This window comes from Prauserella muralis (assembly GCF_003202285.1).
In the GTDB taxonomy this organism is placed as follows: Bacteria; Actinomycetota; Actinomycetes; order Mycobacteriales; family Pseudonocardiaceae; genus Prauserella_B; species Prauserella_B muralis.
The window spans coordinates 1-25,532 of the sequence record NZ_MASW01000002.1 but is presented as its reverse complement, the minus strand read 5'-3'; the positions used below and the strand labels follow the sequence as shown (position 1 = coordinate 25,532).

Here is a 25,532-nt window from a genome sequence, read left to right as displayed (position 1 = left end):
CCTACCCCGCGCGGCGATCCGCGTCCGGCCCCTGACGTGATGGCGTTGCGCTCAGCGTGGCCGGCCACCCGTGGCCGGTCAGCCGCTCCCAGTTGCCCGACCCGATGGCGGCCTTCTCCTCGTCGGTGAACGGAGCGTTCTCGAGGAAGGACCGGGCGACGCCGCCGCTGGTGTCCAGGTAGGGGAAGCCGCCGGGCCGCGTGCCGAAGGTGTACGGATAGTCGGTCGAGTAGAGCATCCGGCCGGTTCCGACGATCTCGGCCGTCCACCGCAGGTAGCGCTCGCTGACCGTGCCACTGCCTGCCACCCAGAAGTTCTGCCGGAAGTAGTCGGCGAGCGGTCGCGGCAGCTTGGCCATGTCCTGCAGGAAGCCGATGTGGTCCAGGTAGAACAGGATGACCTCGCCCCAGTGTCCGGCGATCACCTGCAGTCCGGGATGACGGTCGAACACCCCGGAGAAGATCATCCGGAGGTACTGCACGCCGAGGTCGTAATACCAGCCCAGCCCTGCGGTCGCCAGCGCTGGGCCGACTCCGTGGGGCAGTCCCGCGTAGTAGGCCTGTTGCACCGCGGGCACCGGGGCCTGCGGGTGGAAGTGCAGCGGGACGCGGAGCCGTTCGGCCGTTCCGTAGAGGTCGTCGAACTCGGGTGCGTCGGCGAGGGTCTCGCCGGTGCGGCCGTAGAGCATCGCACCGCGGAAACCGAGCCGGGTGACCGCGCGCTCCAACTCCGCCGCGGCAGCCTTGGCGGAGGCTGTCGGGATGGCGGCGAAGGCCTGGAAGCGCTGCGGGTGGGCAGCAACGATTTCGGCGAGCGCATCGTTGGCCTCACGCGCGACGCTCACGGCATCGGCCGCCGGGAGATTCTGCACACCCGGGGTGGCCAGTGACAACACCGCGACGTCGATGCCCTGGTCGTCCATGTCGGCCAGGCGTCCCTCGCCGACGTCGCGCAACCGGCGGGTGACCGGGTGGTCGTCGCCGTAGACGTTCGGCTGAACCCCGGCCCTCTCCCACGCGTCGAGCAGGATCGGCAGGACGACGTGCTCCTCAAGGCCGACGATGTGCAGCTTGCCGTTCATGTCTCAGCTCCTGTTTTCGATGATAACGACTCGACGATATCACCGGAAACATCGCTGGAAACAAGTTAGTGTTATCGTTGATATATGGAGGGCGTGGACCGGGATGTCGCCGTGCGAGACGTCTCCCGGCAGCGGGTGATCGAGGCGGCCGCGGATCTGCTCGCGCGCGAAGGACGGGACGCGGTCACCACCCGTGCGGTCGCCGCTGCCGCCGGGGTCCAGCCCCCGGTGATCTACCGCTTGTTCGGCGACAAGGACGGGCTGCTGGAGGCCGTGACCGAACACGGCTACGCCACGTTCCTCGCCGTGAAACACGCCGACACCCGCCCCCGCGATCCCGTCGCGGACCTGCGCGCGGGCTGGGATCTCTCGGTCGAGTTCGGGCTCGTCAACCCCGAGCTGTACGCGTTGATGTACGGCGAGCCCCGGCGCGGCACGAACTCGGCCGCCTTCCACGCCGGCATGCGGATCCTGCTGCATCGCATCCACCGCCTCGCCGCGAGCGGCTTGCTCCGCGTCAACGAGGAACTCGCGGCCTCGCTCATCCACGCGACCGCGCGCGGTGCCGTACTCACCTGGCTCTCGCTGCCCGACGACCGGCGCGACCCCGCCCTGCTGACCGCCATGCGCGAGGCCATGGTCTCCGCCGTCACTCTGGACAAGCCTGCCGTGCGCGAACCGGGCCCCGCCGGTGCGGCCCGGGCCCTGCGCGCCGCCCTGCCCGAGCAGACAGCACTCAGCAGCGGGGAGCAACACCTGCTCGGTGAATGGCTCGACCGGCTGACCGCAGACACCGACGCGCGCGACTGACTCGACGACACGCACGCCTTCGCCCATGCGCCATTGTGGAGAGGCTGCCGATGGTTACTCCAGGCGGGCGGCACCGTAGAGTGCCTGGTCGACCAGCCGGGGAACGAGAGTCTCGTCGAAGGGCACTTTGAGGACGAGCAGCCGGTGGTAGCAGGCACCCCAGAGCTGGTCGACGATCACGTCAAGGTCGGCGTCCTCGCGTAGCTGTCCCTCCTGCTGGGCGACCTGCAGTCGCTTTCGGGCCAGTTCGCGTCGCGGCCGCGCATACTCTTCGGCCCACGCCCTGGCGACGTCAGGGTCTGCCTGCGCGGCGCCGACCAGCTCGGCAACGGGGGTAGCGGCGCCCTCGCGGGTCAGCCAGCGCACGAAGGCCGTCAACTGCGAGACGAGGTCCGCCCGGATGTCCCCGGTGTCGGGGAACTCCAGGACCGGCGCACTCTGGGCGAAGTAGGCCTCCGCGGCCAGAGCGCCTGGCGAGGGCCACCACTTGTAGAGCGTGACCTTGCTCGATCCCGCTTCCCTGGCGACGCGGTCGAAGGTCACCGCCTGCAGCCCCTCCTGCAGCAGCAGGCGGCCGGTCGCGGCGAGCACGTCCGCGCGGACTTCCGCCGCCGGCCTGCGACCCCGGCCGCGCCGGGGAGTCGTGCGCTGTTCGGCCATCGATACTCCAGCCCGGCTCGCATTATGTGAACCACTTGTACATTTCCGGGATTCGCATTAATGTACTTGTTGTTCACATCCTAGCGAGGAGGCCTCCCCCATGACCAGCACCGGCGAGCGCGTCGCGATCGTGACCGGCGGCTCCGGCGGCATCGGCCGGGCCAGCGCCCTGCGCCTGGCCGCCGACGGGATCGCGGTTCTCGTGCACTACAACGGCGGCAAGGAGCGCGCCGAGGAGACCGTCGCGGCCATCACCGGATCGGGAGGGCGTGCGGTGGCCGCCGGCGGCGACATCGCGGAAGAGGAGACCGCCACGGCGCTGTTCGACGTGGCCCAGCGAGAGTTCGGCGGCGTGGACGTGCTCGTGCACACGGCGGGAATCATGCCGCTGTTCCCGATCGCGCAGCTGGACCTCGAGGTGTTCGACCGGGTCCAGCGCGTCAACGTGCGCGGCACCTTCGTCGTCGACAAGCTCGCCGCCCAGCGGATCCGTCCGGGTGGCGCGATCATCAACTTCTCGACCTCGATCACCCGCTTGCAGACCCCGGCATACGGCGCCTACGCGGCATCCAAGGGCGCGGTCGAGGCGATCTCGCTGATCCTGGCCCGCGAGCTGCGTGGCCGGGACATCACCGTCAACACCGTCGCCCCCGGTCCCACCGCGACCCCGCTGTTCCTGGACGGCAAGAGCCCGGAACTCATCGAGCAGATCGCGGGCAACAACCCGTTCCAGCGACTGGGCACCCCGGAGGACATCGCCGAGACGGTGGCGTTCCTGGCCGGCCCCGCCCGCTGGGTCAACGGCCAGACCATCTTCGTCAACGGCGGCGCCGCATAGCGCCTGCCCCGTCCCGCAAGGAGCACGATGCGTGTCCTTCGTCAACACCCGCCCACTCCGAGGCAACGGTCCGCCGCCCGGTCGTACCGCCGAGCGGCGGCCGTGACCGTCGGCTGCCTGTTCCTCGGTGTCGCCCTGACCGGCTGTACGAACGCGGAAACCGAACCACCCGTCCAGCCCGAACCACAGACCACGACCACCGCCCCCGCCGACTCGACGCCCGGACACGGATCCGTCGCGACGCTGGGCGAACCGGAAGAGCTGACCACCGGCCTCGAAGCGCCATGGGGACTGACCTTCCTGCCTGACGGGACCGCACTCGTCTCCGAGCGCATCAGCGGACGCATCCTGCGCGTGCCCGCCGACGGTGGAGATGCCCAGACCGTCGGCGTCGTGCCCGACGTCGACGTCTCCTCCGAAGGCGGGTTGCTCGGCATCGTCGCCTCTCCCGGCTTCGTTGAGGACCGCACGGTGTACGCGTCCGTCTCGGGTACCGACGAGAACCGGATCGTCGCCCTCACGATCGCCGACGACTTCTCCTCCCTCGCCGTCGACCGGGTGCTGCTCGACGGCATCCAGACCGCCGATCGCCACCATGGTGGACGCATCGTCATCGGCCCTGACGGGCACCTGTGGATCGGAACCGGAGACGCCTTCGAACCCCACAACGCCGCCGATGACGACTCCCTCAACGGCAAGATCCTGCGCATCACCACCGACGGCTCCATCCCCGCGGGGAACCCGGACGACTCGCCCATCTACTCCAGCGGGCACCGCAACGTCCAGGGCATCGCCTTCGGACCCGACGGCACCGCCTACGCCTCCGAGCTCGGACACCGCACCTGGGACGAGATCAACGTCCTCCGCCCCGGTGAGGACTACGGCTGGCCCGAGACCGAAGGCATCGCGGGCGACACGGGCGTGGAACCGATCGCGACGATCCACCCCGACGACGCCAGCCCCTCCGGCGTGGCCTACGCCGCAGGCTCGCTGTGGATCGGGGCACTGGGCGGGCAACGACTCTGGCAGCTCCCCGTCGAGGGGCGCACAGCCACAGCCGAACCAATCGACCACCTGGTCGGCACCTACGGCCGCATCCGCACCGTCGAAGCCGCCCCCGACGGAACGCTCTGGCTCATCACCTCCAACACCGACCGCGCCACCTGGGGCGGGACCGACCCGCGCCCCGGCGACGACCGCATCCTCCGAATCCACGTGAACGAACCCGCGTCGTGAGCCGGCCTGGTTGTCGTGCGTCATGGCTTCTGGCAGGACCGATGAGCTGGTCCAGACCAAAACTCAAGTCCATGGTCCTGTCAAGCCTGCCCCGCATCGGGCTCGTACGCCGAGCCAATCCCGACACCGTGCAGGTGACCCCCCCTCCCGATCAAGCGCGCGGTCCCAGCGGAGCTGGAATCCCGCCAAGGCAGGGGACATCGAGGAATAGCGGCCGCGACAGAAACAGACGCGCCTACGCCCGGCTGCTCAACACCGCGACGCAGCCGTTCGACGCCGCGAACCATGCCGATTCCGCCTCGCCGGAACGCTGCTCACTCCATGCCGAATGGGCATGATGCTCGACCGGGTGGTCGCAGCCCTACCCCGCACGCTCGACGCCGAGACCGACCTCACCTGCGGTAGGCACCGTCCGGCACGACGGGATCGGTTCTTCCAGGACTTCATGACCGTCGCCGGTGTCTACCGCTGCCGACCTGGCATTCGACACCTTGGGGAACATTTTCTGACGAAACAGCCGACACTGCTGCCACCCCCCTACAGGTCGCTCACCTGTGGATTTGTGACCCATATGGGGTGGCGCTGGGGTTCATCTGTGGAGGTTAGGGGACCTTACTCGAACATAAAAGACCAGTTCAGAGCGCTGGAAGAGCTCCGTGAGAGGCTTCCCAGCCTCGATACCCCCGAGCCGCCGTCGATCAAGCTCGACCGCCCCCGCCGCGCCCGGCAACTCGGCTCCGAGCAAGTGGTGCAGCTGATCGCCGACTACCAGTCCGGTGCGACGGTATACGAGTTGGGTGACCGGTTCGGCATCGAACGCCGCACGGTCAGCAACATCCTCCACCGACACGGCGTGCCGATGCGCCGCCGCGGCCTGTCCGAGGACCAGATCGATAAAGCCGTCCAGCTCTATAACCAGGGGTGGTCGCTGGCCCGCATCAGCGCGCGCATGGACGTCGACAAGTGGACCGTGCGTCAACGCCTATTCGAGCGCGGAGTCGAGATACGCGACCCCCAAGGACGGCCCCGGCCTCGGGCAGGTGAAGCCCGATGAGCACCCATCCAGCCACGTCCAGTCCCGGCCCGAACTGATCGCTGCGCCTGCAGTGCGGGTGCACGCTGCTGGTGGCCGTGGGAGCGGCCTACGTCTCTTACCGACACGGCCGCGAGTTCGCCCTGCGTTTCGGCGCTGACGAGACCACCGCCACCCTGTGGCCGCTGATTGTCGACGGCCTGCTGACCATGGCCACCATCGAGCTGTGGCAAGCTGGCCACCGCCACCGCGCGAGCGGCCAGTGGAAAGCCTGGGGATCGTTCACTCTCGGAATCGGACTATCACTATGCGCCAACATCTCCTCCGCACTCGAACTGAACACCTTCGCCATCGCCGTAGCCGCCTGCCCACCGCTAGCACTCTTGCTGTCGGTGGAACTCCTCAACCAAGCACTGAAACGACACCGCGCGGAGGCCACGACCGGAGGCGATCATAAGTCCGAGGACGTCGCAACATCGGTTGCACACACCGCGGATTCGGGCGAGCGGAAGCCATTACCGAAGTCGGTGCCGGACGCTGAGAATGCGCCAGCGCTGCGCACGGTTGCGAAAACCATGCCTGGTCACAGAATCAACGCAACTACGGAGACGCTGTCCAGCCAGGATGGTGATCCGCTACGCGCGCAGGCATACCAACTCGACGCAGAGCACTGGAACCTCCACCAGCGTCCGATCTCAGCCGACACGCTCCGCCGACAACTCGGCATCGGCTCACGCCGCGCCCGCGCCTTGACCCGCCACATCGACCAGCACCAATCACCCGCAGCACTGGCGGCAGTGGACTGAACGCCGGGACCCCGACGCAGACGTCTACTGATACCGTTCACAGCCCCTGGTCCGTGGAGAGCCGAGCCCCCAAGCTAGTGCCCGGCTTTCCGCGACCGTAGCGGTCAGCGGCCGAACAGCTTCCACCACTTCCGCTCGGAACCGCGCCGCCCGGGCTGGCACTGACACCGTCGGGACTCGGGCACGCCGGCCAGCACCTGCTCGACGTGGCGGCCACATCCGGTATAGGTGGCCTTCCCGCAGGTCGAACACACAGCACGCTGACACATCGTGAACCTCCTCTGACGATTACAGCACCATCATATACCCCCGAGGGTATATCTGAGTGTGCTGGTGGGGCACTGCCTCCGCACGTCGCCGGACATCGCCCGTGCACGGCAGGGACAGCGACGGGGCCAGCGCGAACCGGTTGCGCGGCCAGACGTGTGTGACATCGGGCCGCTCGGACAGGCAACGCTCGGTGCTGGTGACGGCCACATGGCCTCGCTTTCCCGCTCACGACATCACCGGCCTACCTGCGGCCGAGCTCCGGGGTATCCTCAGCCGGACGTTCGGGGCGACTCCTTGCAGCGCTGATGGGCATGTGGGCCGCCCTTGACGAGCAGGTGCAGCGAGACCGTGGTACTCGGCGCGGCGCAGGCGGCCTGGTGAATGTCTCCCGCCGCGAAGAGATACCCGCCACCGACGGGGGCGAGTTGTTCGTCGAAGAGGGTCAGCTGATCCGGGCAAGTGCCGCGGTAGCGGCGGTTACTCTCTACCCCCATGACGGTCGCCGCCGCGCCCCAGCTGTCGTGGTCATGCGGCGGGGTTTGCTGGCCCGGGGTCATCACCACGGCCGCCAGTGACCACCCTGCCGGGTCGTCGTGCACACAGTGCACCCCGTACGAACCGTCCGGATCCGCCTCACGCAGAAAGGCAGGCATATCTGTGTGCGCCGCGGTGTCGACCGCGAAGTCGGCGAGCAAGCGCAGTAACCTGCGTCGTGCGGTCATCTCCGCCTCGACCGTGGCCAGCGGGCCCGCCGCGGCCACCAGCCGCGCCAGCCGTGCCTGGAAACAGTGTGACTCGCTCACCTGCGGTGGCGACGTCGAATCGAGCATCCGGTCCTCACCTCCCGCGGGATGCCGTCACATGCGCACCGGGGCCCTTCCCGACGCACGCCCGTATCACGCGAGTCGCAGGAACAGTTTCTCCAGTTCGGCTACATCCGCGCGTGCCTCGGCGGACGCCGTGTCGTCGCCGTTGCCGGCGAGCACGCACTGCCGCATCCCAGTCGCGATGATCTTGAATCCGGCTCGATCGAGCGCGCGTGAGGCGGCGGCGAGCTGCGTGATCACCTCCTGGCACTCACGGCCGTCTTCGATCATCTGGATGACCCCGCCGACCTGCCCCTGAATGCGCCGTAGCCGCACCAGCACGTCGGCGAGGATTTGCTTGTCCATCTCCACGCTGCTACCCCACCTTCTGTGATACCCCCTAGGGTACCATTTCGTGTGCGGTGCTCCGGCTGCCGCTTCGCGAGCGAATGCGGGCCGACGTCACGGCAGCCGCCGCCGCGGTGCCCGGGGTCAGCGGCGTCGAGGTCACCTTCACGACGCTGTCCGAGCGGGAGCGCCTGGCACTCGCGCAGCAGCTGCGCAGCCCACGCGGCATGTCGCTCGGCGCGGACACCCGCGTCTACGCCGTCGCCAGCGGCAAAGGGGGCGTGGGCAAGTCATCCGTCGCGGCCAACCTCGCGGTGACGCTCGCCCGCTCGGGCAGCAGCGTCGGGCTGCTGGACGCGGACGTATGGGGCCACTCGGTGCCGCGGCTGTTCGGCGTGCGGCGCAACCCGGTCGCACTCAAGGGGCTGATGCTGCCGGTCGAGGCCCACGGCGTGCGGCTGATGTCGGTCGGCTTCCTCGTCAGCGAGGGCGAACCGGTCATCTGGCGCGGGCCCATGCTGCACAAGGCGCTGGAGCAGTTCCTCACCGACGTCCACTGGGTGAGCTCGACGTGCTGCTGCTGGACCTCCCGCCCGGCACTGGGGACGTCACGCTGTCCCTGCTGGAGCTGGTGCCTCAGGCCGCCCTGCTTGCCGTGACCACGCCGCAGCCGTCCGCGCAGACCGTCGCCTCGCGCGCCGGCCGCATGGCCAGGGACATGCGCATGCCGATCGCCGGGGTGGTGGAGAACATGAGCGCGCTGGCCTGCGCGGGCTGCGGCGAGCGGACCGCGCTCTTCGGGGCGGGTGGCGGGCGGCTGCTCGCCGACGAGCTCGGCACCGAGCTACTGGGCCGGTCCCGCTCGACACCGCGCTGCGCGAGGCGGGTGACGCCGGCGTTCCCGTGGTGGTGCGCGATCGCGGCGCCGCCTCCACCGTCGCCCTGACGGAGGTCGCGCACCCCCGTGATGCGGCGAAGCCTGGCCGGGCTCCCACTGCCGCTGACGGTCGTGGGCCGAGCGGGGACATCGTGCGACTGGCGCGTACCGGTCGCGTCGGGCGGATACGACCGGCAAAGACCATGCTGTACGACGCGGTCGCCGGGGGTGAGCGTGGCGATGGTCGGCGTCCCGCAGTCGCTCGCCTACGCCGAGCTCGCCGGGATGCCGCCGATCGCCGGGCTGTACGCGGGCGCGCTGCCACCGATGGTGGCGGCCATCTTCGCCTCGTCGCCATACCTGCAGACCGGGCCGGTCGCGATCACCGCCCTGCTGACATACGCGACGCTCAGCACCATGGCCACCCCGGGCAGCCGGGACTATGTCGGGCTCGGCCTGGCGCTGGCTCTCGTGATCGGCGCGGTGCGGCTGCTGCTCGGCGTGCTGCGGGCAGGATGGCTGGCCTACCTGATGTCCGAGCCGATGCTGCTGGGCTTCGTGCCCGCGGGCCGCGATACTCAGCATCGCGGTCTCCGCGCTGGGGTTCTACCCGGCAGCGGTGGTCGGCGACATCCCGGGCGGCTTCCTGCCGTTCACGCTCGACGAACGACCGTGGGACCGGCTCCCCGAGCTGCTACTGCCGGGCGCCGTGATCGCGCTCATCGGGTTCACCGAGGCCGCATCCATCGCGCGCCGCTTCGCCTCCCAGGAGCGGCGACGCTGGAGCGCGCCGATCGGGAGCTCGTCAGCCAGGGTGTGGCCAACCTCGCGGCGGCGGCTGTCGGTGGCATGCCGTGCGGCGGATCGTTCTCGCGCAGCTCGGTGAACCGGATGTCCGGGACACGAACCAGATGGTCGGGTGCGTTCGCCGGGCTGGCCGTGCTGGCGTTCCTGCCGTTCGCCGCGGTCCTCCGGCCGCTTCCGCTCGCGGTGCTCGGCACGATCGTCATCATCGCCGTCGTCGGGCTCCTGCGGTTTCACCCCCTGTTCCGGCTGGGGCGGCGCTCGCTGCCGCAGGCGGTGATCGCGTGGAGCACGTTCTTCGCGACGGTGCTGCTCGCCCCCCGGCTCGACGTTGCGGTGCTGACCGGCATCGGACTCTCGGTCGCCGTCTTCCTGTGGCGATCGCTGCAACTGGACGTCGACGTGGACGCCGAGGACGACCTACTGACGTTCACCCCGCGCGGCGTGCTGTGGTTCGGTACGGCGCAGCGGCTGGACCGCGCGCTGCTCGACGCGCTCGACGCGCACCCTGCAGCGCGACGGCTCGTCATCGACCTCACCCGGCTCGGCCGGATCGACACCACCGGCGCCCTGGTGCTGCGCTCCGTGCTCGACCAGGCCAGGGACGCCGGCCTGGCGGCCCGGATACGGGGTGTTCCCCCGCAGTCACGGCGACTGACCGAACGCATCCTCGGCCCGCCGACCAGCCCATTGGAGTGAGCGGAGCGCGCTGATGTGCACCAGCGGCACGCCTCGCCGCGGCACCGATGCGCATGCACGATCGATATACGGGGTGGGGTACACTGAGTCCGGAGCGGACGCGAAGCGAGGTGTGTTTATGACCGGGGACGAGGACACCATCGGCCAGGTACTCAACAGGGTGCGCCGCGCGCAAGGGCAGCTCGCGGGGGTCATCACCATGATCGAAGAGGGCCGCGGCTGCAAGGACGTCGTCACCCAGCTTGCCGCCGTCTCACGCGCTCTTGACCGCGCTGGGTTCAAGATTGTCGCCACTGGCATGCGACAGTGCCTCACCGGCAACGACGACCCGGAACACATGACCGAGGCCGAACTCGAGAAGCTGTTCCTCGCCCTCGCCTGAGCCCGGCTGCCCCGTCAGACGCTGCCGGCCATGCCGAGACGACGGTGTCCTGACCCCGTTCCAGCCCCGGCTGGCACAGGAGACCACTAGACCGTGATAGGTATCTGCTCGCGGTGTCCACGCTGGCAAGCCCGCCGTGGACACCGCGATCGACTACTCGACGCCGCATGGGGCCATGGGATCATCCCCACCGCACCCCATCACTACTATGACATATAGTAGTGATGGGATCGGAGGATCGATGCAGCACCGCGCGTCCAGACGGCTGGCCGTGACCATCGTGGCGGCTGCGGTTGCCCTGTCGGCGTGCAGTAGCGACGGCAGCAACAGCAGCGCTGAAACGACTGGCGCCGCACTGCCCCTGCCGGAACTGGTGACCGCGACCAAGCCACCGGTGCCACCGCCCGAGGTCGCGCAGTGGCGGGCGCCCGCACTATCGGGTCCCCAGCCGGCCTGGAAGGCGCCGTTCGACGACGTGCCCCTCGCCGCGGGAGACACGCTGGTTGGCGTGGTATTTCCCGTCGACACTCAGTCGGATCTGTCCATTGTGGGTGTCGATCTCTCCGGCGCGACCCGGTGGCGGGTGTGGACGAATCCGTCCTGCGTCGGTTATGGCGTGACCCGCGTCAACGACCGACCCGCCGCGGTCGTGCTGGCCAGCAACGCCGACAACCGCGGTGACAAGGTCGCCACCGAGACCACCGCGAATGCGTATGACGCCCAGGACGGACACCGAGTGTGGGGCCCGGTGCGCGTTCCCGGACCGCTGCAGGGGCCAGGCCTGATTTTCGGAAAGGTCACCGCCTCGGTGGTGGGTGGTGAAACCGGGCCGCGGGTCATGCTCAACACCGACACAGGGGAACCGGTCGAGCCACCCACGAGGGATGCGGTGCCGCTCTACGAGCACGACGGCCTCGGGCTCTTCGGCAAGGACGGCACCCTCACGGCCGTCGACACCAGCACGGGAGAGGTGCTGTGGACCTCGACCGAGCTCCACCTGCCGCCGCAGTGGCCGAGCCGGGCTCGTTCTGTCGAGCTGCTGAGCAGCACGCAGGCCTCCAAGGCGGGGGTGGTGGCCCTGCGCTGGTCCGGGAGTGACGGCGACGGCGCGGCAAGCGCACCGCGAACCGCTCTGCACGATCTGCGCACCGGCAACCTGCTGGTAGCACTCGGGAACGAGACCGACGTTCGGACCGTCGTGGCCGACCAGGGTAAGGCGGCGATCGTGGCTGGCCTCAACGGCTTTACCGAGACACGCGCCTACGACCTTGACTCCGGACAGCTGGACTGGACCATCAATGGTGGCGGGGCTGGGCTGGTGGACATCACGGTCGCGGACGGCGGAGTGGGCTTCGGTACGCGGGCTGGACAGTCGGTCGCAGTCCAGTTGGCCACCGGCCGGATCCTCGAGCAAGGCGACTGGCCTGCCCCCGTCGCAGCCAACAAGGGCACCCTCCTCACCGCCCTGCCGCGTGATCCGGCTGCCGAACCGAACGACCGTCTCGCTGGGGCAGGTCCGGGCTTCGTCGCCTACCGGACACGGTGAATCGAACCGACAGGCCGACGTTGGCGAAAGGGTGGTCGGATGCGAGGTCTTGGGGAACTGGAAGCCAGGGTCATGGACGTGCTGTGGTCCGCGACACGCCCGTTACGTGTGCGTGACGTGCTGGAACGGCTCGACACCACACGGCCACTCGCCTACACGACCGTGATGACCGTGCTGGACAAGCTGCACGGGAAGGGCTACGCCCGGCGCGCTCGGGCAGGACGCGCCTACGAGTACACGGCAGCCGAGTCGCGCGAAGAGGTCGGCGCGAAGCTGCTGCGGGAAGTGCTGCAGACCAGCGGCGACTCCGAACGCATCCTACTGCACTTTGCCCGATCGATGACCCCCGAGGAGTCGGACATTCTGCGGCGCGCACTGCGATCGAAGGGGCAGCGGTGACGATCGCACTGGGCCTGCTGGCGGCGGCTGTCGTGATGGGCGTGGCCGCGCCGAGCTACCTGCGTACCGCCGCGACGCCGAGCCTACGTCCGGGGCTCGCGCTCGCCGGCTGGGTCAGCTCAACCGCGATGATGCTGGTTGCTGCACTCGGGGCGGCTGTGTTGCTGGTGCTGCCTCGCTCGGTGGACGTCGACGGGCTGATCGGCATGGCCAACAGTTGCGTGAACATCATCCGTGGCGGCGAGATCGTGGCCGAGCACATCGTGCGGCTCGGTCTCACCGGTGTCATTATCGGGCTGGCCGCCCGGTCGGCCGTCATTGCCGTCCGCCGGGTGCGGCAGCACCGGTGCTGGCGGCGTGCACACCTCACGTTGCTGCGGTCCGTGTGCCAGGGCGAGCGGTCCGTCCTCTGGATTGAGGAGGCGAAACCGGTGGCCTACAGCGTGGCTGGGCGGCGCCGCGGCGCCATCGTGGCCACCACTGGCGTGCGACGGCTGGGAGCCCTTCGGTGCGCGGCGGTGCTCGCGCACGAACGAGCCCACCTGCGTGGCAGACACCACCTGCTGATACTGGCCGCCGACATCCTCTCGGCCGCGTTGCCATTCGTTCCGCTCGCTCGGCGGGCGCCAGGAGCCATCCGGATCCTGTCCGAACTGGCTGCCGACGCCTCGGCCGCACGAAGCCATGGATCTGAACCGCTACGTTCGGCGTTACTGGCCATGAGCCAGGGTGGCACCCCAGCGCCGACGCCGCTCGGTCCCCACAGCGGCGCGCTGGAGATGTCCCGCGAGTCCGTCGAGGCGCGACTGCTGTGGCTGTCCACGGAGCGGGCAGGGCTGCGGAGGCTCCCCGTACAGCTTGACTACGTCGCGGGAGCCGCGCTGACCGCCATACCGACAGTGGCCTCCCTCGCCGTGGTCGCCACACTGGTGGCGCTCTACTGCCTCGGCGTCACGGGATAACCAGCAGCCACCCGAACCGGCGAACCGCGGAGAAGACACCGACCCAAAGCGCGCGGTATGCCGACGCAGAGAGTGACACCCCGGCGGGACCGCGGAACACAGCCTGTCTTCGTCAGGCTGATGTCGTGGATCCTGGCGCGGGACACGTGTTATCCGCGCAGTGGCGACGCCGCCAGCGTTGGGTAACGGCGAAACCGAGCAGGCCCAGCGAGATCAGCGCCAGGAACGGTTGGACCGGCTGCCAGATACTCAACGCGCCGGATGTACCGAGCGCGATGAGCACCAGCTTGTTGCACACCGGGCACCCCACCGCGAACACCGACAGCAACACCCCGCCGAGCGGGGTGCGCCGAGCGCGGTCGGAGGATGTCGGCCCCTGGATGGCGAACCACGCCCCGGTGAGCGCGACGGTGGCCACCAGCACCGGGTACTCCCACCAGCGGACCGGGATTCCCCGGGAGAACAGCGGCGTGTCGACGATGTCGGTGGGCACCCCGACTACCAGCAGGGCGAGACCGCTCATGACAGTGGCGCGCAGCAGCCTGCCGCGGGTTCGTGGGGTGGACCGGTCTGTCGAACTCGTCGTGATCGCCATGGGGCACTTCCAGTTCCTCTCGAACACATCGCTACTATCATTCATAGTAGTTGGGGTCCGGGATGGATTGGAGTGTCGATGTCGAAAACCTCGGGGCGGGACACGTGGAAGCGCGATGCCGTGCTGGTCGTCGTGCTGGTCCTCGTCGCCGCAGGCCTGATCACGTACCTGCTCGCCAAGCCCCCCGGGCAGGACGCCGCGGCCCCACCCGGGCAGCCCCCGTCGCAAGAACAAGCCGCTGCCCAGGGCGAGAACCCATTGGCAAACCTCGCCCGCCGGGAGCAGGGCGACCCGCTAGCAATCGGCGACGTCGACGCTCCGGTGACCATGGTCATGTACTCCGACTACCGCTGCCCGTTCTGCGCCAAGTTCAGCCGCGACACCGAGCCGATCCTGGTGGAACGTTATGTCCGGGACGGTGTCCTGCGCATCGAGTGGCGGGATCTGCCGATCTTCGGCACGCAGTCGATGGAGGCAGCCAGGGCCGGCCGCGCAGCGGCCGAGCAGGGCAGGTTCTGGGAGTTCAACCGCGCCGTTTTCGGGGACTCGCCACCGACCGGCCACCCCGACCTCACGCAGGAGAAGCTGCGTGGCTATGCCCGCGAGGTGGGGATGCCGGATATGGCGAAGTTCACCGCCGCGATGGACGACCAGCGCTTCGACGAGGCGATCCGGAACGATCTCACCGAAGGCGCCTCGATTGGCGTGTCCAGCACCCCGACGTTTGTGATCAACGGAGAGCCCATCCTGGGTGCTCAACCACTGGAGACCTTTGTCAGCGCGATCGACCGCGCGGCGGCGCAGTCATGATCGAGATCGGATTACTGGGCGCCTTCCTTGGCGGGCTGTTAACGCTGGTCAGCCCGTGCTCGGCGCTGTTGCTGCCGTCGTTCTTCGCCTACGCTTTCGACCGCGTCGGTGCGCTCGCGCGCCGCACCGCAGCCTTCTACGCGGGGCTGCTGATCGTGCTCGTGCCGCTGGGTGCGGGAGTAGCCGTGGTCGGAGCCGTGCTGACGCAGTACCGCGGTGTCACCACCACGGTTGGCGGTGTCGTCTTGATCCTGTTCGGCATCGCTATGATCGTGGGCAGGGGCTTCGGCATCAGCACAGCTCAACGCGCCGCCGCGAGAATCAAGATCGCTTCGGGGGCGTCGGTCTTCGCGCTGGGCACCGTCTACGCTCTCGCTGGGTTCTGCTCGGGGCCACTCCTGGGCAGCGTTCTCACCGTATCGGCAGCAGGCGGCGACCCAGCCTACGGTGGCGTGCTGATGGCCCTCTACGCGCTGGGCATGGCCGCTCCGCTGTTCGTGCTGGCACTGTTGTGGGATCGCCTCAACCTGGGGCGCAAAACCTGGTTGCGAGGCCGCGACATCACCATGGGGCCGCTGCGCACCCACACCACCAGCCTGATCTCCGGACTGTTGTTCATCGCCATTGGTGCGCTCTTCCTGTTCACCGAAGGCACAGCAAACCTCGGCGGACTCACTAGCGTCGATACCCAGTTCACGCTGCAGGCCTGGCTGCAGGACCTCACCTCGAACGTCTCCAACGCAGCGGTAATCCTGGCGCTCGTCGCCGGGGCCCTGACGGTGCTCGTCGTGCGCCTCGCCCGCGCCCGGCACCAGCGCCACAAGCAGCCCAGGCAGCCCGACGACAGCGGCGTCCAGTGAGACGCTCTCGGGTTGGCCTGCCAACCGTCCTCTCGCATGAGTGGAGGGACCCGCGCAGCGCTTGCTGGATCAGCTTTCTGATCAACGTCAGGCGCACTTTCGGCCCAGGAACCGGGACACCAGCCAGTCTTACCCGTCCGGGGAGAAGGCCACATTCCCTGCGTCCAGGCCGAACACCTGCCCGGAAGCGACGAGCGCGCCGACAGCGATGCAGCGTCTGTAGCCAGCCGGGTCTCAAGCGCCCGCCTCGCCGTCCAGTCCGTGCGCGGCGCGAAATGCCCGCTCCGTGTCGTCCTGCAACCGCAGGACGCAGACTCTCACGCGCTGTTCGGCCCCTGCCACCGCAGGTGCGCCGAACAGGTCGCGGATCTCCAGGCCGCCGTGCCAACGGCACAGCCGCTCCAGACTCTGCTCCTCTTTTTCCAGTTTGGCAACGGTAAACCTGTCTTGCCGATCTCGGTATCGAACTTGCTCCAGTCGGCGAGAAACTCGGTCCTTTCCTCTTGGCGGCGTCGTCCAGCCCCGTGGCCACAGCTCAAGCGCTCCGATCGGGCGCAGATCTCGCTAGATTGCCACACGGTGACTGGAGGCTTCCGCTGGCACCCGAGCCACCAGAACGATCGACCTCGGTTGAAAAGACGCATATGCCATCACAATCAATGTGGCAGGCGTTACATTTGACACGTAGCACGTCATTGTTGTCGAACAGTCGCTTGCTGCTTTTCCCAGACCGGCCGAGCACACGATCCGGCTGTCAATACGGCCTCCGTACCGCTCGGGGCCGGAGATTCAGCCTACCTGCGTCTGTTCTGGGAAGGGAACACCCATTGCCGCAACACGATGAAGCGTGTGGCTCCCGCAAATGCGCTGGCCGTGACGACCACCAGTGCTTCGGTAAGCAGACTGTAGGTACCTGTGACGGCGTCCAGTATGGCGAGTGCCGCGGATCCATGCAGTACGTAGAACACTGCGGAAACCAGCGTTTGCGCGTGTCGACGCAGTTTTCTGTCGGGCGCTCCCGCGAAGGTGACACGGCGGTGAAACTCGGTGTTGGCTACGGTACTCAATCCAGTTGCGAGCACATTGCTGCACGACGCATCGCACGGCGTGCGAAGAACGATGAATAGTAATCCCTGCACCAGAGTAGCTGCCGCACCGGCGGAGAGGTACCAGCCAGCCTGCCGGAGAAAATCTGCACGTGCCATCCGCTACCTGCCATTGGAACCAATTTCGTCTGCGTGGAGGCCCAGAGCCCCCAGCTTCCGCAACCGGCCGACCGGCTCACTGGGACGACACCTGTCAGGCCAACTGCGATCCATTCAATTCTCCGCAGTCGATAAGCCCTCCAAGTATGTATTCTACCGCATTTCGTGCGTCGAGTGCTGCCGGACCGTCGGAGATTGCCGCAATCCATCGTCGGCTATCATTTCAGGATTGATTATGATCGCGGCACTATCAGCAACAGCCTCGGGCGGGCTCACCACTTACATGACCCTTTTACGCCGATACGGCGGAGGATCAACGAGGCTGGGCAAAACCCGGTTGCGGAAAACAACAATTGGTTGACCCCAACCATTGCAATAATAACCAGAAACCATTCACTGACGATGACGGAAAGAAGCAGGCCGGTCAGATTCAAGGTTCCCGCCAGCGCGAAGAGAACTCGTTCGAGCTGCCACTTTGGCGACGTCGCCCGGGCATCCGGTGAAGTTGCTCCGGGAACGTCGTAAGAGGAGTCGGACAATCTAGTCTCCTTCGTCGTATCGAGATCGCACATCGTGTGCGATCTCCGCCTTCAGGTTTAGGCGAGCAGTGACGCCAGTTGCACCGTGCCAATGAGAAACGCGCCGCCGACGGACAGCGCCGTGATCATGATGTTGTAGAACACCCGGCGAAATGGTTTGATGAGCGCCCACTCGTAGGCGACGTTCATGAGAACACCCTCGGCTGTGTCGAACGTGGTCATACCTGCTGTGAAGAGCGGCCGGTAGTACGAGGATGGCGTACCACGGTAGGGATAGGGCGGCCCCGCCGGCGAGCACGAGCAGACCGATCTCGGTGGCGGTGTCGAATCCGAGGCCGAAGAGCAGGCCTGCTGGATAGATGTGCCACGGTTTGCGAACTGTCTTGGTGGTGCCTTTGATGAGGCGATTGAGGAACCGGCGGTGGTCGAGTTGTTGATCGAGATCCGCTGCTCCGGCCGCCTGGTGGCACATCCGTCGGTACACCCTGAGTATCCCGACCAGCGTGACAAGGTTCGTGATGGCGATGGCGTAGAGGAAGACACCGGACACCGCCGAGCCGAGGACGCTGGTCGTGTGATGCAGGGTGGATGTCTCGTCGCCGACTGCGCCGCTCAGCCCTCGCACCCCTATAGCCAGCGCTGTCGAAAGCGCGAACACGATGGTGGAGTGGCCGAGCGAGAACCAGAAACCCACTGACAGCGGACGTTGTCCCTGGGACAGGAGGGTGCGGGTGGTGTTGTCGATGGCGGCGATGTGGTCCGCGTCGAAGGCGTGGCGGGCGCCGAGTGCAAACGCGGTGACACCGAGCCCGAAACCGAACACGGTTGAGCCGTTCAGGGCATGGTGCTGCGGTGCGACAACGAAAGTCAGCATCCCCCAGCCGAGTGCGTTGAGAGCCACGATGAAGCCGGCCACGCCACCGATCGAGCGCCACGCCCGCGGCACCGGGGCCGGTCCCGCCCGGGCTACTGTGGGCTTGGTCATGGCTTGGTCGCCTCCATTGCATGGTCCACGACAGGGTCGGCAGGAACAACGCTGGCGCCGGAATGGTTGGGTTCGTCTCGTCGCCCTGATCACCCGCCTGTGCGGTCCGGGGCCGAGGGGTGGCCGGGACGCCGGTGCCCCGCGGCCACCCCTCGGGCGGGTCAGTGGGAGAAGCGGATGGTGGGCAGCATCTTGCGCAGCCAGCGGGGTGACCACCAGGCTCCGTGCCCGGTGAGCCGGAGCAGTACGGGCAGCAGCACGAGCCGGATGAGTGCGGCGTCGAGCAGGACTGCGATGCCGAGGATGATGCCCATCTCCTTGGGGGGCAGCGGGTCGGCGAGGGCGAAGGTGAAGAACACGGCGACCATGACGGCGGCGGCCGCGAAGATGACGCGTCCGCAGTGGGCCAGGCCGTCGACCTTGGCTCGCCGGGGTTCGCCGGTGAGCTCGTAGTGTTCCTTGGCAGTGGCGAGCAGGAACACGGTGTAGTCCATGGCGATAGCGAAGATCATCGCGAAGAAGAACACCGGTCCCCAGCCGTCGAGGAACCCTTGGGGGGTGAAGCCGAGCAGCCCGGAGAGATGCCCGTCCTGGAAGATCAGCTTCGCCACGCCGAACGCGGCGCCGGTGGAGAGCAGGCTGACGATGGTGCCCAGCAGCGCGATGACCGGGGCTTGCAGAGCGACCAGGAGCAGGAGGAACCCGAGCGCCAGGATCACACCGACGACCAGCGGCAGGTAGTCGTTCAGGGCGTCTTGCAGGTCGAGATTCTCCGCCGGCGCGCCGCCGACGAGCGCGCCGCTGGGCAGGGTGTCGCGAAGCCGGTCGAGGGTGTCGGCCAGCTGCGGCGAGGACGGGTCGACGGTGGGCATGGCCTGTAGCAGGGTGTAGTCGGAGCCGTCGGAGGCGGGTTGCGGTGGGGTGACCATCGCGATCCCGTCGGTGCCCTTGGCCTGGGCGGCGGTGGCCTGGGCGTCGGTGGCGGGGGTGACGATCTGCAGCATGCCGGGAGCGCCCTCGCCGAAGCCGTCCTGAACGGCCTCATAGCCTTGCCGGACCGGGGCGTCCTCCGGAACGACCTGGATGGAGGGCATCGCGACCTTGAGCCCGAACACCGGCAGAGACAGGGCCACCAGCACCAGCACTGCGCCGAGGGCGAACGGCCATGGCTTGCGGCTCAGCAACTCGCCCCATCGTGTGAACCGTGGTGAGCAGGCCTCGGCGCGCTTGGCCCAGGGCAGGGCGAGGGCGTTGACCCGGGCGCCGAGCTTGCCCAGCACGGCCGGGAGCAGGGTGAGGGTGGCGGCGAGCACGAAGACGACGGCGAGCATGATGCCCACGGCCATGGTCCGCACCGCCGGCGCGGGCACGAGCAGCACGGCGGAGAGGCTGACCAGCACGGTGATGCCGGACAACAGGACCGCCTTGCCGGCGGTGTCCATCGTTTCGGCCACCGCGGCCCGCGCGTCACCCAGCTTGCGCAGGGCGTCGCGGAAGCGAACGACGAGGAAGAGCGCGTAGTCGATGCCCAGGGCGAGGGCGAACATCATCGCGAAGTTCATCGCCCACACCGAGATCGGGGTGACCTCGTTGAGCAGCACCAGCGCACCGGCGGAGGCACCGAGGCCCGCGAGGGTCAGCAGCAACGGGAGCCCCGCGGCCACGAGCGAGCCGAAGGCGAGCACCATGATCGCCAGGGTGACCGGCCATGACACCATTTCGGCCTGGATCATGGCGTCGTGGTTGGCCTTGTTGAAGTCGCTCCACAACGCGGATGCCCCGGTGGGATACACCTGCACCGAGGAGGTGGACAGCCCGGTCAGGTCGGCCTTGAGGTCGTCGACCGCGCGGACCATATCGTTGGTGTCGGCGTTGGCCCCGGCGAGCAGGATGCCGGTGCGACCGTCCGGGCTGATCGTCATCCCCGGTTGCGGCGGCACGACCTGCCCGATCCGACTGTCCTGGGTGAGCACGTCGGTGGCCTGATCGAGGACTCGTTGCACGGCCGGGTCGCTGATCACGGCGTCGTCGGACTGCACGACGACCTGGATGGCCGAGGACGCGTTGCCGCCGAAGTGCTGCTGGGCGAGTTCGCGGACCTGCACCGACTCGGATCCGTTGGCCTGCCACCCGGCGCCGGCCAGCGACGTGAACACCGTCGGAGCGAACGAACCCAGCGCGCCGACGACCAGCACCCAGGCCGCGACCACCCACCACGCGCGGGCGGCCATGCGCGTCCCCAGCCTGCCCAGCGGGCCGCTTCGCTGCACAGAGCGTGTCGCGGTATCGGGCGGGTGGCTGTCGGTACGGGTTACACCGATCATCCGGTTTCCTCCACATTCTGGTAAGGCTGCTTGCTCGGGCGTGCGACGACCGCCGCTCCGGAGCGGGGCGACGGACTCGCTGGGTCAGGCGAGGCGGCCTGGGCTGCCACCGCGGGCGCCGGAAAACCGTCTGCTGCGCTGAGAGCTCTGACCACGGTGACGGAGCGCGCATCTCAGCGCAGACGGTGACCGACTGGCCGGGCAGGCCGGCTCGGGTCCGTGGCGAGTTGGCCGAGTCCGATGTGACGGGCTTGTGGCGCGTGGTCGCTGCGCCACTCGCTCGCTCCGCACCTGCCCGCTCACGACGGGAAGGCCGGCGCGAGTCCACCCTGCCTGGCCGCAACGCAGGCGAGGAACCTGCCGGTTCTGCTGCACGTGGACATCCCCTCGGACGATCACCGCGGCCACTATACCCTACGGGGTACGGTAGTGCTGGCGACGGCCGGGAGCACCTGCCGCTGCTGTCCACACACCTGCCCACGCTGCGAGACGGCGATGGCGGGAGTGCGCGTCGCGGCAGCGGGCGAGCTGGGTTTGGCGGAATACCCCGCTGGGTAGTCGCCCAACGAAGGGAGGGTCTGGATGCAGTCGGCGACCGGAACCGATGGAGCCGGTGCTTCCCTCGCCGGGAAACCTGAATGATCCTCGCGGCGGGTTTCGGGCTCCTGATCGGCGTGGCCCTGGGATTGCTCGGCGCCGGGGGGTCGATTCTGGCGGTGCCCGCCCTGGTCTACGGGGTGGGTGAGCCGGTGCGCCAGGCGATCCCGGCGTCGTTGGTGGTGGTGGGGCTGTCGGCGCTGGGCGGGGTCATCCCGCGGCTGCGCCAGGGCGTGGTGCGGTGGCCGATCGCCGCAGTGTTCGGCGCGGCGGGTGCGGGGGCGTGCACGGTGGCCGGTGGACGGGTGAACTGGCGGGCGTGTCTGCCTCGCGCGTTGGGCGTGGGCGCGGTCGTCGGGTTTCTGACCGGCCTGTTCGGGGTCGGGGGCGGGTTCCTGGTGTCGTGCGTCATGATTTCTGGCAGGACCGATTAGTTGGTTCAGACCAGAAGGAGTGTGTGATGTCTCGTCCGCCTGCGGTGCCGGTGGAAGAGAAGATGCGGATCGTGTTGTCGATCTTGTCCGGGGAGATGAGCGTGGCTGAGGCCGCCCGTCGGAACAAGGTGTCCGAGACATCGGTCGGCAAGTGGAAGCAGCGGTTCCTGGAGGCTGGCCGGGCAGGCCTGGAGCCGGGTGGCCCCGGCGGCTCGAGCAGCGCGGAGGACGCACTGCGGGCCGAGATCGAGGAGCTGAAGACCGCGCTGGGTGAGGCCGCGGTCGAGCTGCGGGTGTGGAAGCGGTCGGCCGAGCATCGGCTGGGCCCTTTGAGGACCTCGAGGTGATCCGGGTACAGGCGGGGATGCCCACGTCGAGGTTCTGCCAGCTCATCGGCATCCCCGAACGAACCTATCGTCGATGGCAGGCCCGCACGGTGGCCGGTGAGCCCACCACGGGACCGTGGCCGATGCCGGTGACCGAGCGGGTCGAGCCGTACGTGGTCAAGCACGCCGAGGCGCACCCGGAGTGGGGCCATCGCAAGGTCTGGGCGCTATAGCGCTACGACGGCCATGACGTGTCGGCCTCGACCGTGGAGCGGATCATGCGCCGCCGCGGGCTGCTGCTTGAGCGCAGCTACACCGCCGAACGTCGGGCGTTGGCGGCCGCGCGGCGGCAGGCGTTCACCGAGCCACCCGAGCGGCCGAACCAGGTCTGGCAGCTCGACATCTCGGAGTTCGAGACCGTGCATGGCGGGACCTGGCGGATCGCCGGGGTGGCCGATCACTACGCCAAGTACGAGTTCGGCTGGCACCTGGCTACCACCCAGGCAGGTCGGGACGCGATCGCCGCCGTCGAGCTCGCCCTGGCCGAGGTGCACGCGTTGAGTGGGCACTCGCTGGCCGAGCTGCTGCCCCGCGATGACAAGGGGCGCTGATCCCGGTGCGGCTGGCCACCGACAACGGGCCTGCGTTCAAGGGAGCCGAGTTCGCCCGGTTCCTGGCTCGTCACCCGGAGCTGGCGCATGTGCGCACCCGCAACAGGGCACCGCACACCAACGGCGTCCGCGAGCGTGCCTACGGGTCGCTGAAGTACGAGCGCCTCTACCGGGAAGAGATCACCGACGGGCCGGCGCTGGCCGAACACGCCCACGACTACCGGCGCGAGTTCAACCACGTCCGACCCCACGAGCACCTCTCGTGGAACCGGCCCATCGACGTCTACCTCGGCCGCGCCCGACCCGACCTCCCCGACTTTCCCGAGCCGAAAAACCTGCCAATTTCTTGACGCGGGACAATCATGCGGGGGAAGCCGCCGATGTTGCTTGTAACGGGCCTGATCGGGGACGCGGCTATTCGGGTGAGGTCGGCATAATTTCGCGTCACGGGTGATGGGTTCTCCGCCTGGATCAGTGCCAGTACGAGATCCGGACAGGAGGAAATCGTGACGTGGTCTCGTGCACGGCTGGAGATATCCGGGCCGTTGGCCTCATATGAGGCGGGGTTCACCGAGTGGTTGGTGCGTAAGGGTTATGCGCCTGCTGTGGTGCGAATCCATCAGCGTCGCATGATGCATCTGAGCTCGTGGATGCAGTCTGAGCAGATCGGCATTGCTTCGTGTCGACGGCAACCGAATACTGAGCAGGGCGCGGCAACCGAAAATTGACCAGCTTCCCCGAGACCCTGGCTGGAGTCGAGCCAGGGAGGAAGCAGGTGTTGGGCGTGGAGGATTGGGCTGAGATCCGCCGGCTACGCCGGGCGGAGGGTGTGGCGATCTCGGAGATCGCGCGGGTGCTGGGGATCTCGAGGAACACGGTGCGTTCGGCGCTGGCCAGTGATGGTCCGCCGCGATATGTGCGGCGGCCGATGGGCTCGGTGGTCGATGCGTTCGAGCCGCGGATTCGGGAGTTGTTGCAGGCGGTGCCGACGATGCCGTCGACGGTGATCGCCGAGCGGATCGGCTGGCCGTACTCGATTCGGACGCTGTCGGGTCGGGTGGCCGAGCTGCGGCCGGTGTATTTGCCGCCGGACCCGGCCTCGCGCACCAGCTACGTCGCCGGCGAGATCGCGCAGTGCGATTTCTGGTTCCCGCCGATCACGCTGCCGGTGGGGTTCGGGCAGGCTCGCACGGCCAAGCGGCTGCCGGTGTTGACGATGGTGTGCGGGTATTCGCGGTGGGCCTCGGCGCTGCTGATCCCGTCCCGGGAGGCTGAGGACCTCTTCGCCGGGTGGTGGGGGCTGATCGAGCAGCTGGGCGCGGTGCCGCGGGTGCTGGTCTGGGACGGCGAGGGCGCGATCGGCCGCTGGCGCGGCCGCCGCAGCGAGCTCACTCAGGACTGCCAGGCCTTCCGGGGCACCCTGGCCACCAAGGTCATCGTGTGTCGCCCGGCGGATCCGGAGGCCAAGGGCCTGGTCGAGCGGCTGCACGACTACCTGGAGCGCTCGTTCCTGCCCGGCCGGGTGTTCGACTCACCGGCCGACTTCACCACCCAGCTGGCCGGGTGGCTGGAACGGGCCAACACCCGACACCATCGGTCCCTGGGCTGCGCCCCGGCGGATCGGGTCGTGGCCGACCGGGCGGCCATGCTGTCGCTGCCGCCGGTGGCGCCGAGCCTTGGGTGGCGGCGCTCTGTGCGGCTGCCGCGCGATCATTACGTGCGGCTGGACGGCAACGACTACTCGGTGCACCCGGCCGCGATCGGCCGCCGCGTGGAGATCGTGGCCGACTTGCAGCGGGTCCGGGTGTTCGCCGCCGGCCAACTGGTGGCCGACCATGAGCGGATCTGGGCCAAGCACCAAACCCTCACCGGCGCCGAGCACCTCGCGGCGGCGCGGGCGCTGCGCCGGGACCGGCTCGAGCTCATCCACACGCCCACCGGTGAGCCGGAGGTGGAGCAGCGCCGGCTGGTCGACTACGACCTCGTCCTGGGCATCGACGGTGGGGTGGCCTGATGCCCGCCACCAAGACCAGCCGGGACCTGACCGCCGAGGTCGCGTTCCTGACCCGCGCACTCAAGGCGCCCACCCTGCGCGAATCGGTGCCCCGGCTGGCGGAGCGGGCCCGCACGGAGTCCTGGACGCACGAGGAGTTCCTCGTCGCCTGCCTGCAGCGGGAGGTCTCCGCCCGCGAAGCCCACGGCGGGGAAGGCCGCATCCGCTCGGCCCGCTTCCCGGCCCGCAAGAGCCTGGAGGAGTTCGACTTCGACCACGCCCGAGGCCTCAAACGCGACACCATCGCCCACCTCGGCACCCTGGACTTCGTCACCGCCAAGGACAACGTGGTCTTCCTCGGCCCGCCCGGCACCGGCAAGACCCACCTCGCGATCGGCCTGGCCATCCGGGCTTGCCAGGCCGGGCACCGCGTCGCCTTCGCCACCGCCGCCGAGTGGGTCGCCCGCCTCGCCGAGGCCCACCACACCGGCCGACTCCAGTCCGAGCTCGTCAAGCTAGGCCGCATCCCGCTGATCGTGGTCGACGAGGTCGGCTACATCCCCTTCGAAGCCGAAGCCGCCAACCTGTTCTTCCAGCTGGTCTCCAGCCGCTACGAACGGGCCAGCCTCATCGTCACCAGCAACAAACCCTTCGGCCGCTGGGGCGAAGTCTTCGGCGACGACATCGTCGCTGCGG

Annotated in this window: 29 protein-coding genes and 2 pseudogenes; 20 read left to right on the top strand and 11 right to left on the bottom strand. The window is 68.4% G+C overall.

Annotation, left to right across the window (positions count from 1 at the left end; translation table 11 throughout):
* Position 1 precedes the first annotated feature (1 nt).
* Positions 2-1,081 carry an amidohydrolase family protein gene (locus BAY60_RS11225; protein ID WP_112280895.1) on the bottom strand — a complete coding sequence of 360 codons (1,080 nt, stop codon included), beginning with the start codon at positions 1,079-1,081 and terminating at the stop codon, positions 2-4.
* An 84-nt stretch (positions 1,082-1,165) separates the two neighbouring features.
* On the opposite strand from BAY60_RS11225, the gene BAY60_RS11220 reads away from it, so the two are divergent.
* Positions 1,166-1,891 carry a TetR/AcrR family transcriptional regulator gene (locus BAY60_RS11220; RefSeq protein ID WP_112280894.1) on the top strand — a complete coding sequence of 242 codons (726 nt, stop codon included), beginning with the start codon at positions 1,166-1,168 and terminating at the stop codon, positions 1,889-1,891.
* A 54-nt stretch (positions 1,892-1,945) separates the two neighbouring features.
* Here the strand turns inward: BAY60_RS11220 and BAY60_RS11215 are convergent, their stop codons facing one another.
* Positions 1,946-2,551, bottom strand: coding sequence for a TetR/AcrR family transcriptional regulator (locus BAY60_RS11215; protein ID WP_112280893.1), 606 nt, complete (start codon positions 2,549-2,551; stop codon positions 1,946-1,948).
* Between the two features lie 100 nt (positions 2,552-2,651).
* On the opposite strand from BAY60_RS11215, the gene BAY60_RS11210 reads away from it, so the two are divergent.
* The 4 genes from BAY60_RS11210 (at position 2,652) to BAY60_RS11195 (ending at position 6,464) form a co-directional block, all read left to right on the top strand.
* Complete coding sequence (locus tag BAY60_RS11210; RefSeq protein ID WP_112280892.1) at positions 2,652-3,389, top strand: SDR family oxidoreductase; 738 nt, start codon at positions 2,652-2,654, stop codon at positions 3,387-3,389.
* A 102-nt stretch (positions 3,390-3,491) separates the two neighbouring features.
* Positions 3,492-4,625, top strand: coding sequence for a PQQ-dependent sugar dehydrogenase (locus tag BAY60_RS11205; RefSeq protein ID WP_245992442.1), 1,134 nt, complete (start codon positions 3,492-3,494; stop codon positions 4,623-4,625).
* Positions 4,626-4,953: 328 nt separating this feature from the next.
* Entirely contained in the window at positions 4,954-5,679 is a 726-nt protein-coding gene (locus BAY60_RS37835) for a hypothetical protein (RefSeq protein WP_245992440.1), read from the top strand.
* Between the two features lie 41 nt (positions 5,680-5,720).
* Entirely contained in the window at positions 5,721-6,464 is a 744-nt protein-coding gene (locus BAY60_RS11195) for a DUF2637 domain-containing protein (RefSeq protein WP_245992627.1), read from the top strand.
* Positions 6,465-7,003: 539 nt separating this feature from the next.
* Here the strand turns inward: BAY60_RS11195 and BAY60_RS11185 are convergent.
* Together BAY60_RS11185 and BAY60_RS11180 are read right to left on the bottom strand one after the other, a co-directional pair.
* Positions 7,004-7,564 carry a cysteine dioxygenase gene (locus BAY60_RS11185; protein ID WP_112280888.1) on the bottom strand — a complete coding sequence of 187 codons (561 nt, stop codon included), beginning with the start codon at positions 7,562-7,564 and terminating at the stop codon, positions 7,004-7,006.
* Positions 7,565-7,630: 66 nt separating this feature from the next.
* Entirely contained in the window at positions 7,631-7,912 is a 282-nt protein-coding gene (locus BAY60_RS11180; protein WP_112280887.1) for a metal-sensitive transcriptional regulator, read from the bottom strand.
* 77 nt (positions 7,913-7,989) lie between these two features.
* Between BAY60_RS11180 and BAY60_RS38585 the strand changes: the two are divergent.
* From BAY60_RS38585 to BAY60_RS11145, 6 genes and pseudogenes are all read left to right on the top strand, one after another.
* Positions 7,990-8,834, top strand: a pseudogene (locus BAY60_RS38585) (P-loop NTPase).
* A 159-nt stretch (positions 8,835-8,993) separates the two neighbouring features.
* Positions 8,994-10,268, top strand: coding sequence for a SulP family inorganic anion transporter (locus tag BAY60_RS37530; protein ID WP_211330304.1), 1,275 nt, complete (start codon positions 8,994-8,996; stop codon positions 10,266-10,268).
* Between the two features lie 118 nt (positions 10,269-10,386).
* Positions 10,387-10,650 carry a metal-sensitive transcriptional regulator gene (locus tag BAY60_RS11160; protein WP_112280886.1) on the top strand — a complete coding sequence of 88 codons (264 nt, stop codon included), beginning with the start codon at positions 10,387-10,389 and terminating at the stop codon, positions 10,648-10,650.
* A 271-nt stretch (positions 10,651-10,921) separates the two neighbouring features.
* Positions 10,922-12,196: a PQQ-like beta-propeller repeat protein gene (locus BAY60_RS11155; protein ID WP_245992438.1), complete on the top strand. Its 1,275-nt coding sequence runs from the start codon at positions 10,922-10,924 to the stop codon at positions 12,194-12,196.
* Positions 12,197-12,235: 39 nt separating this feature from the next.
* Positions 12,236-12,595, top strand: a complete 360-nt coding sequence (locus BAY60_RS11150) for a BlaI/MecI/CopY family transcriptional regulator (protein WP_112280884.1) — start codon at positions 12,236-12,238, stop codon at positions 12,593-12,595.
* Positions 12,592-13,557 (top strand): M56 family metallopeptidase, encoded by a 966-nt coding sequence (locus BAY60_RS11145; RefSeq protein ID WP_112280883.1) that lies wholly within the window; start codon positions 12,592-12,594, stop codon positions 13,555-13,557. The genes BAY60_RS11150 and BAY60_RS11145 overlap by 4 nt, the downstream gene beginning before the upstream one ends.
* Positions 13,558-13,669: 112 nt before the next feature.
* On the opposite strand, the gene BAY60_RS11140 is transcribed toward BAY60_RS11145, so the two are convergent.
* A complete protein-coding gene (locus BAY60_RS11140) occupies positions 13,670-14,152 on the bottom strand; it encodes a hypothetical protein (protein WP_112282311.1) in 483 nt (160 codons plus the stop codon).
* A gap of 78 nt (positions 14,153-14,230) precedes the next feature.
* Here BAY60_RS11140 and BAY60_RS11135 point away from each other — a divergent pair, with 78 nt between their 5' ends.
* Both BAY60_RS11135 and BAY60_RS11130 read left to right on the top strand, forming a co-directional pair.
* Positions 14,231-14,962, top strand: coding sequence for a DsbA family protein (locus BAY60_RS11135; protein WP_112282310.1), 732 nt, complete (start codon positions 14,231-14,233; stop codon positions 14,960-14,962).
* Positions 14,959-15,822 (top strand): cytochrome c biogenesis CcdA family protein, encoded by an 864-nt coding sequence (locus BAY60_RS11130; RefSeq protein ID WP_112280882.1) that lies wholly within the window; start codon positions 14,959-14,961, stop codon positions 15,820-15,822. The genes BAY60_RS11135 and BAY60_RS11130 overlap by 4 nt, the downstream gene beginning before the upstream one ends.
* Before the next feature lie 234 nt (positions 15,823-16,056).
* Here the strand turns inward: BAY60_RS11130 and BAY60_RS38500 are convergent, their stop codons facing one another.
* From BAY60_RS38500 to BAY60_RS11105, 6 genes and pseudogenes are all read right to left on the bottom strand, one after another.
* Positions 16,057-16,299, bottom strand: coding sequence for a Chromate resistance protein ChrB (locus tag BAY60_RS38500; RefSeq protein ID WP_342769778.1), 243 nt, complete (start codon positions 16,297-16,299; stop codon positions 16,057-16,059).
* Between the two features lie 317 nt (positions 16,300-16,616).
* Complete coding sequence (locus tag BAY60_RS11120) at positions 16,617-17,027, bottom strand: GtrA family protein (RefSeq protein ID WP_112280881.1); 411 nt, start codon at positions 17,025-17,027, stop codon at positions 16,617-16,619.
* Between the two features lie 272 nt (positions 17,028-17,299).
* Entirely contained in the window at positions 17,300-17,566 is a 267-nt protein-coding gene (locus BAY60_RS11115; RefSeq protein WP_211330303.1) for a YgaP-like transmembrane domain, read from the bottom strand.
* 57 nt (positions 17,567-17,623) lie between these two features.
* Positions 17,624-17,755 (bottom strand): HoxN/HupN/NixA family nickel/cobalt transporter, encoded by a 132-nt coding sequence (locus BAY60_RS38495; RefSeq protein ID WP_342769777.1) that lies wholly within the window; start codon positions 17,753-17,755, stop codon positions 17,624-17,626.
* 118 nt (positions 17,756-17,873) lie between these two features.
* Positions 17,874-18,440 (bottom strand): annotated as a pseudogene (locus BAY60_RS38490) (HoxN/HupN/NixA family nickel/cobalt transporter); the annotation flags it as partial.
* 272 nt (positions 18,441-18,712) lie between these two features.
* A complete protein-coding gene (locus BAY60_RS11105; protein ID WP_211330301.1) occupies positions 18,713-20,782 on the bottom strand; it encodes an MMPL family transporter in 2,070 nt (689 codons plus the stop codon).
* Positions 20,783-21,513: 731 nt separating this feature from the next.
* Between BAY60_RS11105 and BAY60_RS11100 the strand changes: the two genes are divergently transcribed.
* The 7 genes from BAY60_RS11100 to istB all read left to right on the top strand — a co-directional run.
* Positions 21,514-21,906, top strand: a complete 393-nt coding sequence (locus tag BAY60_RS11100; RefSeq protein WP_112280878.1) for a TSUP family transporter — start codon at positions 21,514-21,516, stop codon at positions 21,904-21,906.
* A gap of 26 nt (positions 21,907-21,932) precedes the next feature.
* A complete protein-coding gene (locus BAY60_RS11095; RefSeq protein WP_112280877.1) occupies positions 21,933-22,253 on the top strand; it encodes a helix-turn-helix domain-containing protein in 321 nt (106 codons plus the stop codon).
* Entirely contained in the window at positions 22,250-22,465 is a 216-nt protein-coding gene (locus tag BAY60_RS37830) for a hypothetical protein (RefSeq protein WP_245992436.1), read from the top strand. The genes BAY60_RS11095 and BAY60_RS37830 overlap by 4 nt, the downstream gene beginning before the upstream one ends.
* Before the next feature lie 18 nt (positions 22,466-22,483).
* Entirely contained in the window at positions 22,484-22,843 is a 360-nt protein-coding gene (locus BAY60_RS37825) for a hypothetical protein (protein WP_245992435.1), read from the top strand.
* A gap of 5 nt (positions 22,844-22,848) precedes the next feature.
* A complete protein-coding gene (locus BAY60_RS37820) occupies positions 22,849-23,193 on the top strand; it encodes an integrase core domain-containing protein (RefSeq protein ID WP_245992434.1) in 345 nt (114 codons plus the stop codon).
* A gap of 425 nt (positions 23,194-23,618) precedes the next feature.
* A complete protein-coding gene (istA, locus tag BAY60_RS11085) occupies positions 23,619-24,857 on the top strand; it encodes an IS21 family transposase (RefSeq protein WP_112280876.1) in 1,239 nt (412 codons plus the stop codon).
* Positions 24,857-25,532, top strand: a 676-nt coding sequence (gene istB, locus BAY60_RS11080; RefSeq protein ID WP_112280875.1) for an IS21-like element helper ATPase IstB, incomplete at its 3' end; no start/stop codon positions are given. The genes istA and istB, both read left to right, overlap by 1 nt.

What these genes read in the sequence shown, in the direction of transcription:
- BAY60_RS11225 (WP_112280895.1), bottom strand. Translation starts at nt 1,081, where the DNA reads ATGAACGGCAAGCTGCACATCGTCGGCCTTGAGGAGCACGTCGTCCTG.
- BAY60_RS11220 (WP_112280894.1), top strand. Translation starts at nt 1,166, where the DNA reads ATGGAGGGCGTGGACCGGGATGTCGCCGTGCGAGACGTCTCCCGGCAG.
- BAY60_RS11215 (WP_112280893.1), bottom strand. Translation starts at nt 2,551, where the DNA reads ATGGCCGAACAGCGCACGACTCCCCGGCGCGGCCGGGGTCGCAGGCCG.
- BAY60_RS11210 (WP_112280892.1), top strand. Translation starts at nt 2,652, where the DNA reads ATGACCAGCACCGGCGAGCGCGTCGCGATCGTGACCGGCGGCTCCGGC.
- BAY60_RS37835 (WP_245992440.1), top strand. Translation starts at nt 4,954, where the DNA reads ATGGGCATGATGCTCGACCGGGTGGTCGCAGCCCTACCCCGCACGCTC.
- BAY60_RS11185 (WP_112280888.1), bottom strand. Translation starts at nt 7,564, where the DNA reads ATGCTCGATTCGACGTCGCCACCGCAGGTGAGCGAGTCACACTGTTTC.
- BAY60_RS11160 (WP_112280886.1), top strand. Translation starts at nt 10,387, where the DNA reads ATGACCGGGGACGAGGACACCATCGGCCAGGTACTCAACAGGGTGCGC.
- BAY60_RS11150 (WP_112280884.1), top strand. Translation starts at nt 12,236, where the DNA reads ATGCGAGGTCTTGGGGAACTGGAAGCCAGGGTCATGGACGTGCTGTGG.
- BAY60_RS11140 (WP_112282311.1), bottom strand. Translation starts at nt 14,152, where the DNA reads ATGGCGATCACGACGAGTTCGACAGACCGGTCCACCCCACGAACCCGC.
- BAY60_RS11135 (WP_112282310.1), top strand. Translation starts at nt 14,231, where the DNA reads ATGTCGAAAACCTCGGGGCGGGACACGTGGAAGCGCGATGCCGTGCTG.
- BAY60_RS11130 (WP_112280882.1), top strand. Translation starts at nt 14,959, where the DNA reads ATGATCGAGATCGGATTACTGGGCGCCTTCCTTGGCGGGCTGTTAACG.
- BAY60_RS11120 (WP_112280881.1), bottom strand. Translation starts at nt 17,027, where the DNA reads ATGGCACGTGCAGATTTTCTCCGGCAGGCTGGCTGGTACCTCTCCGCC.
- BAY60_RS38495 (WP_342769777.1), bottom strand. Translation starts at nt 17,755, where the DNA reads ATGAACGTCGCCTACGAGTGGGCGCTCATCAAACCATTTCGCCGGGTG.
- BAY60_RS11105 (WP_211330301.1), bottom strand. Translation starts at nt 20,782, where the DNA reads ATGGCCGCCCGCGCGTGGTGGGTGGTCGCGGCCTGGGTGCTGGTCGTC.
- BAY60_RS11100 (WP_112280878.1), top strand. Translation starts at nt 21,514, where the DNA reads ATGATCCTCGCGGCGGGTTTCGGGCTCCTGATCGGCGTGGCCCTGGGA.
- BAY60_RS11095 (WP_112280877.1), top strand. Translation starts at nt 21,933, where the DNA reads ATGTCTCGTCCGCCTGCGGTGCCGGTGGAAGAGAAGATGCGGATCGTG.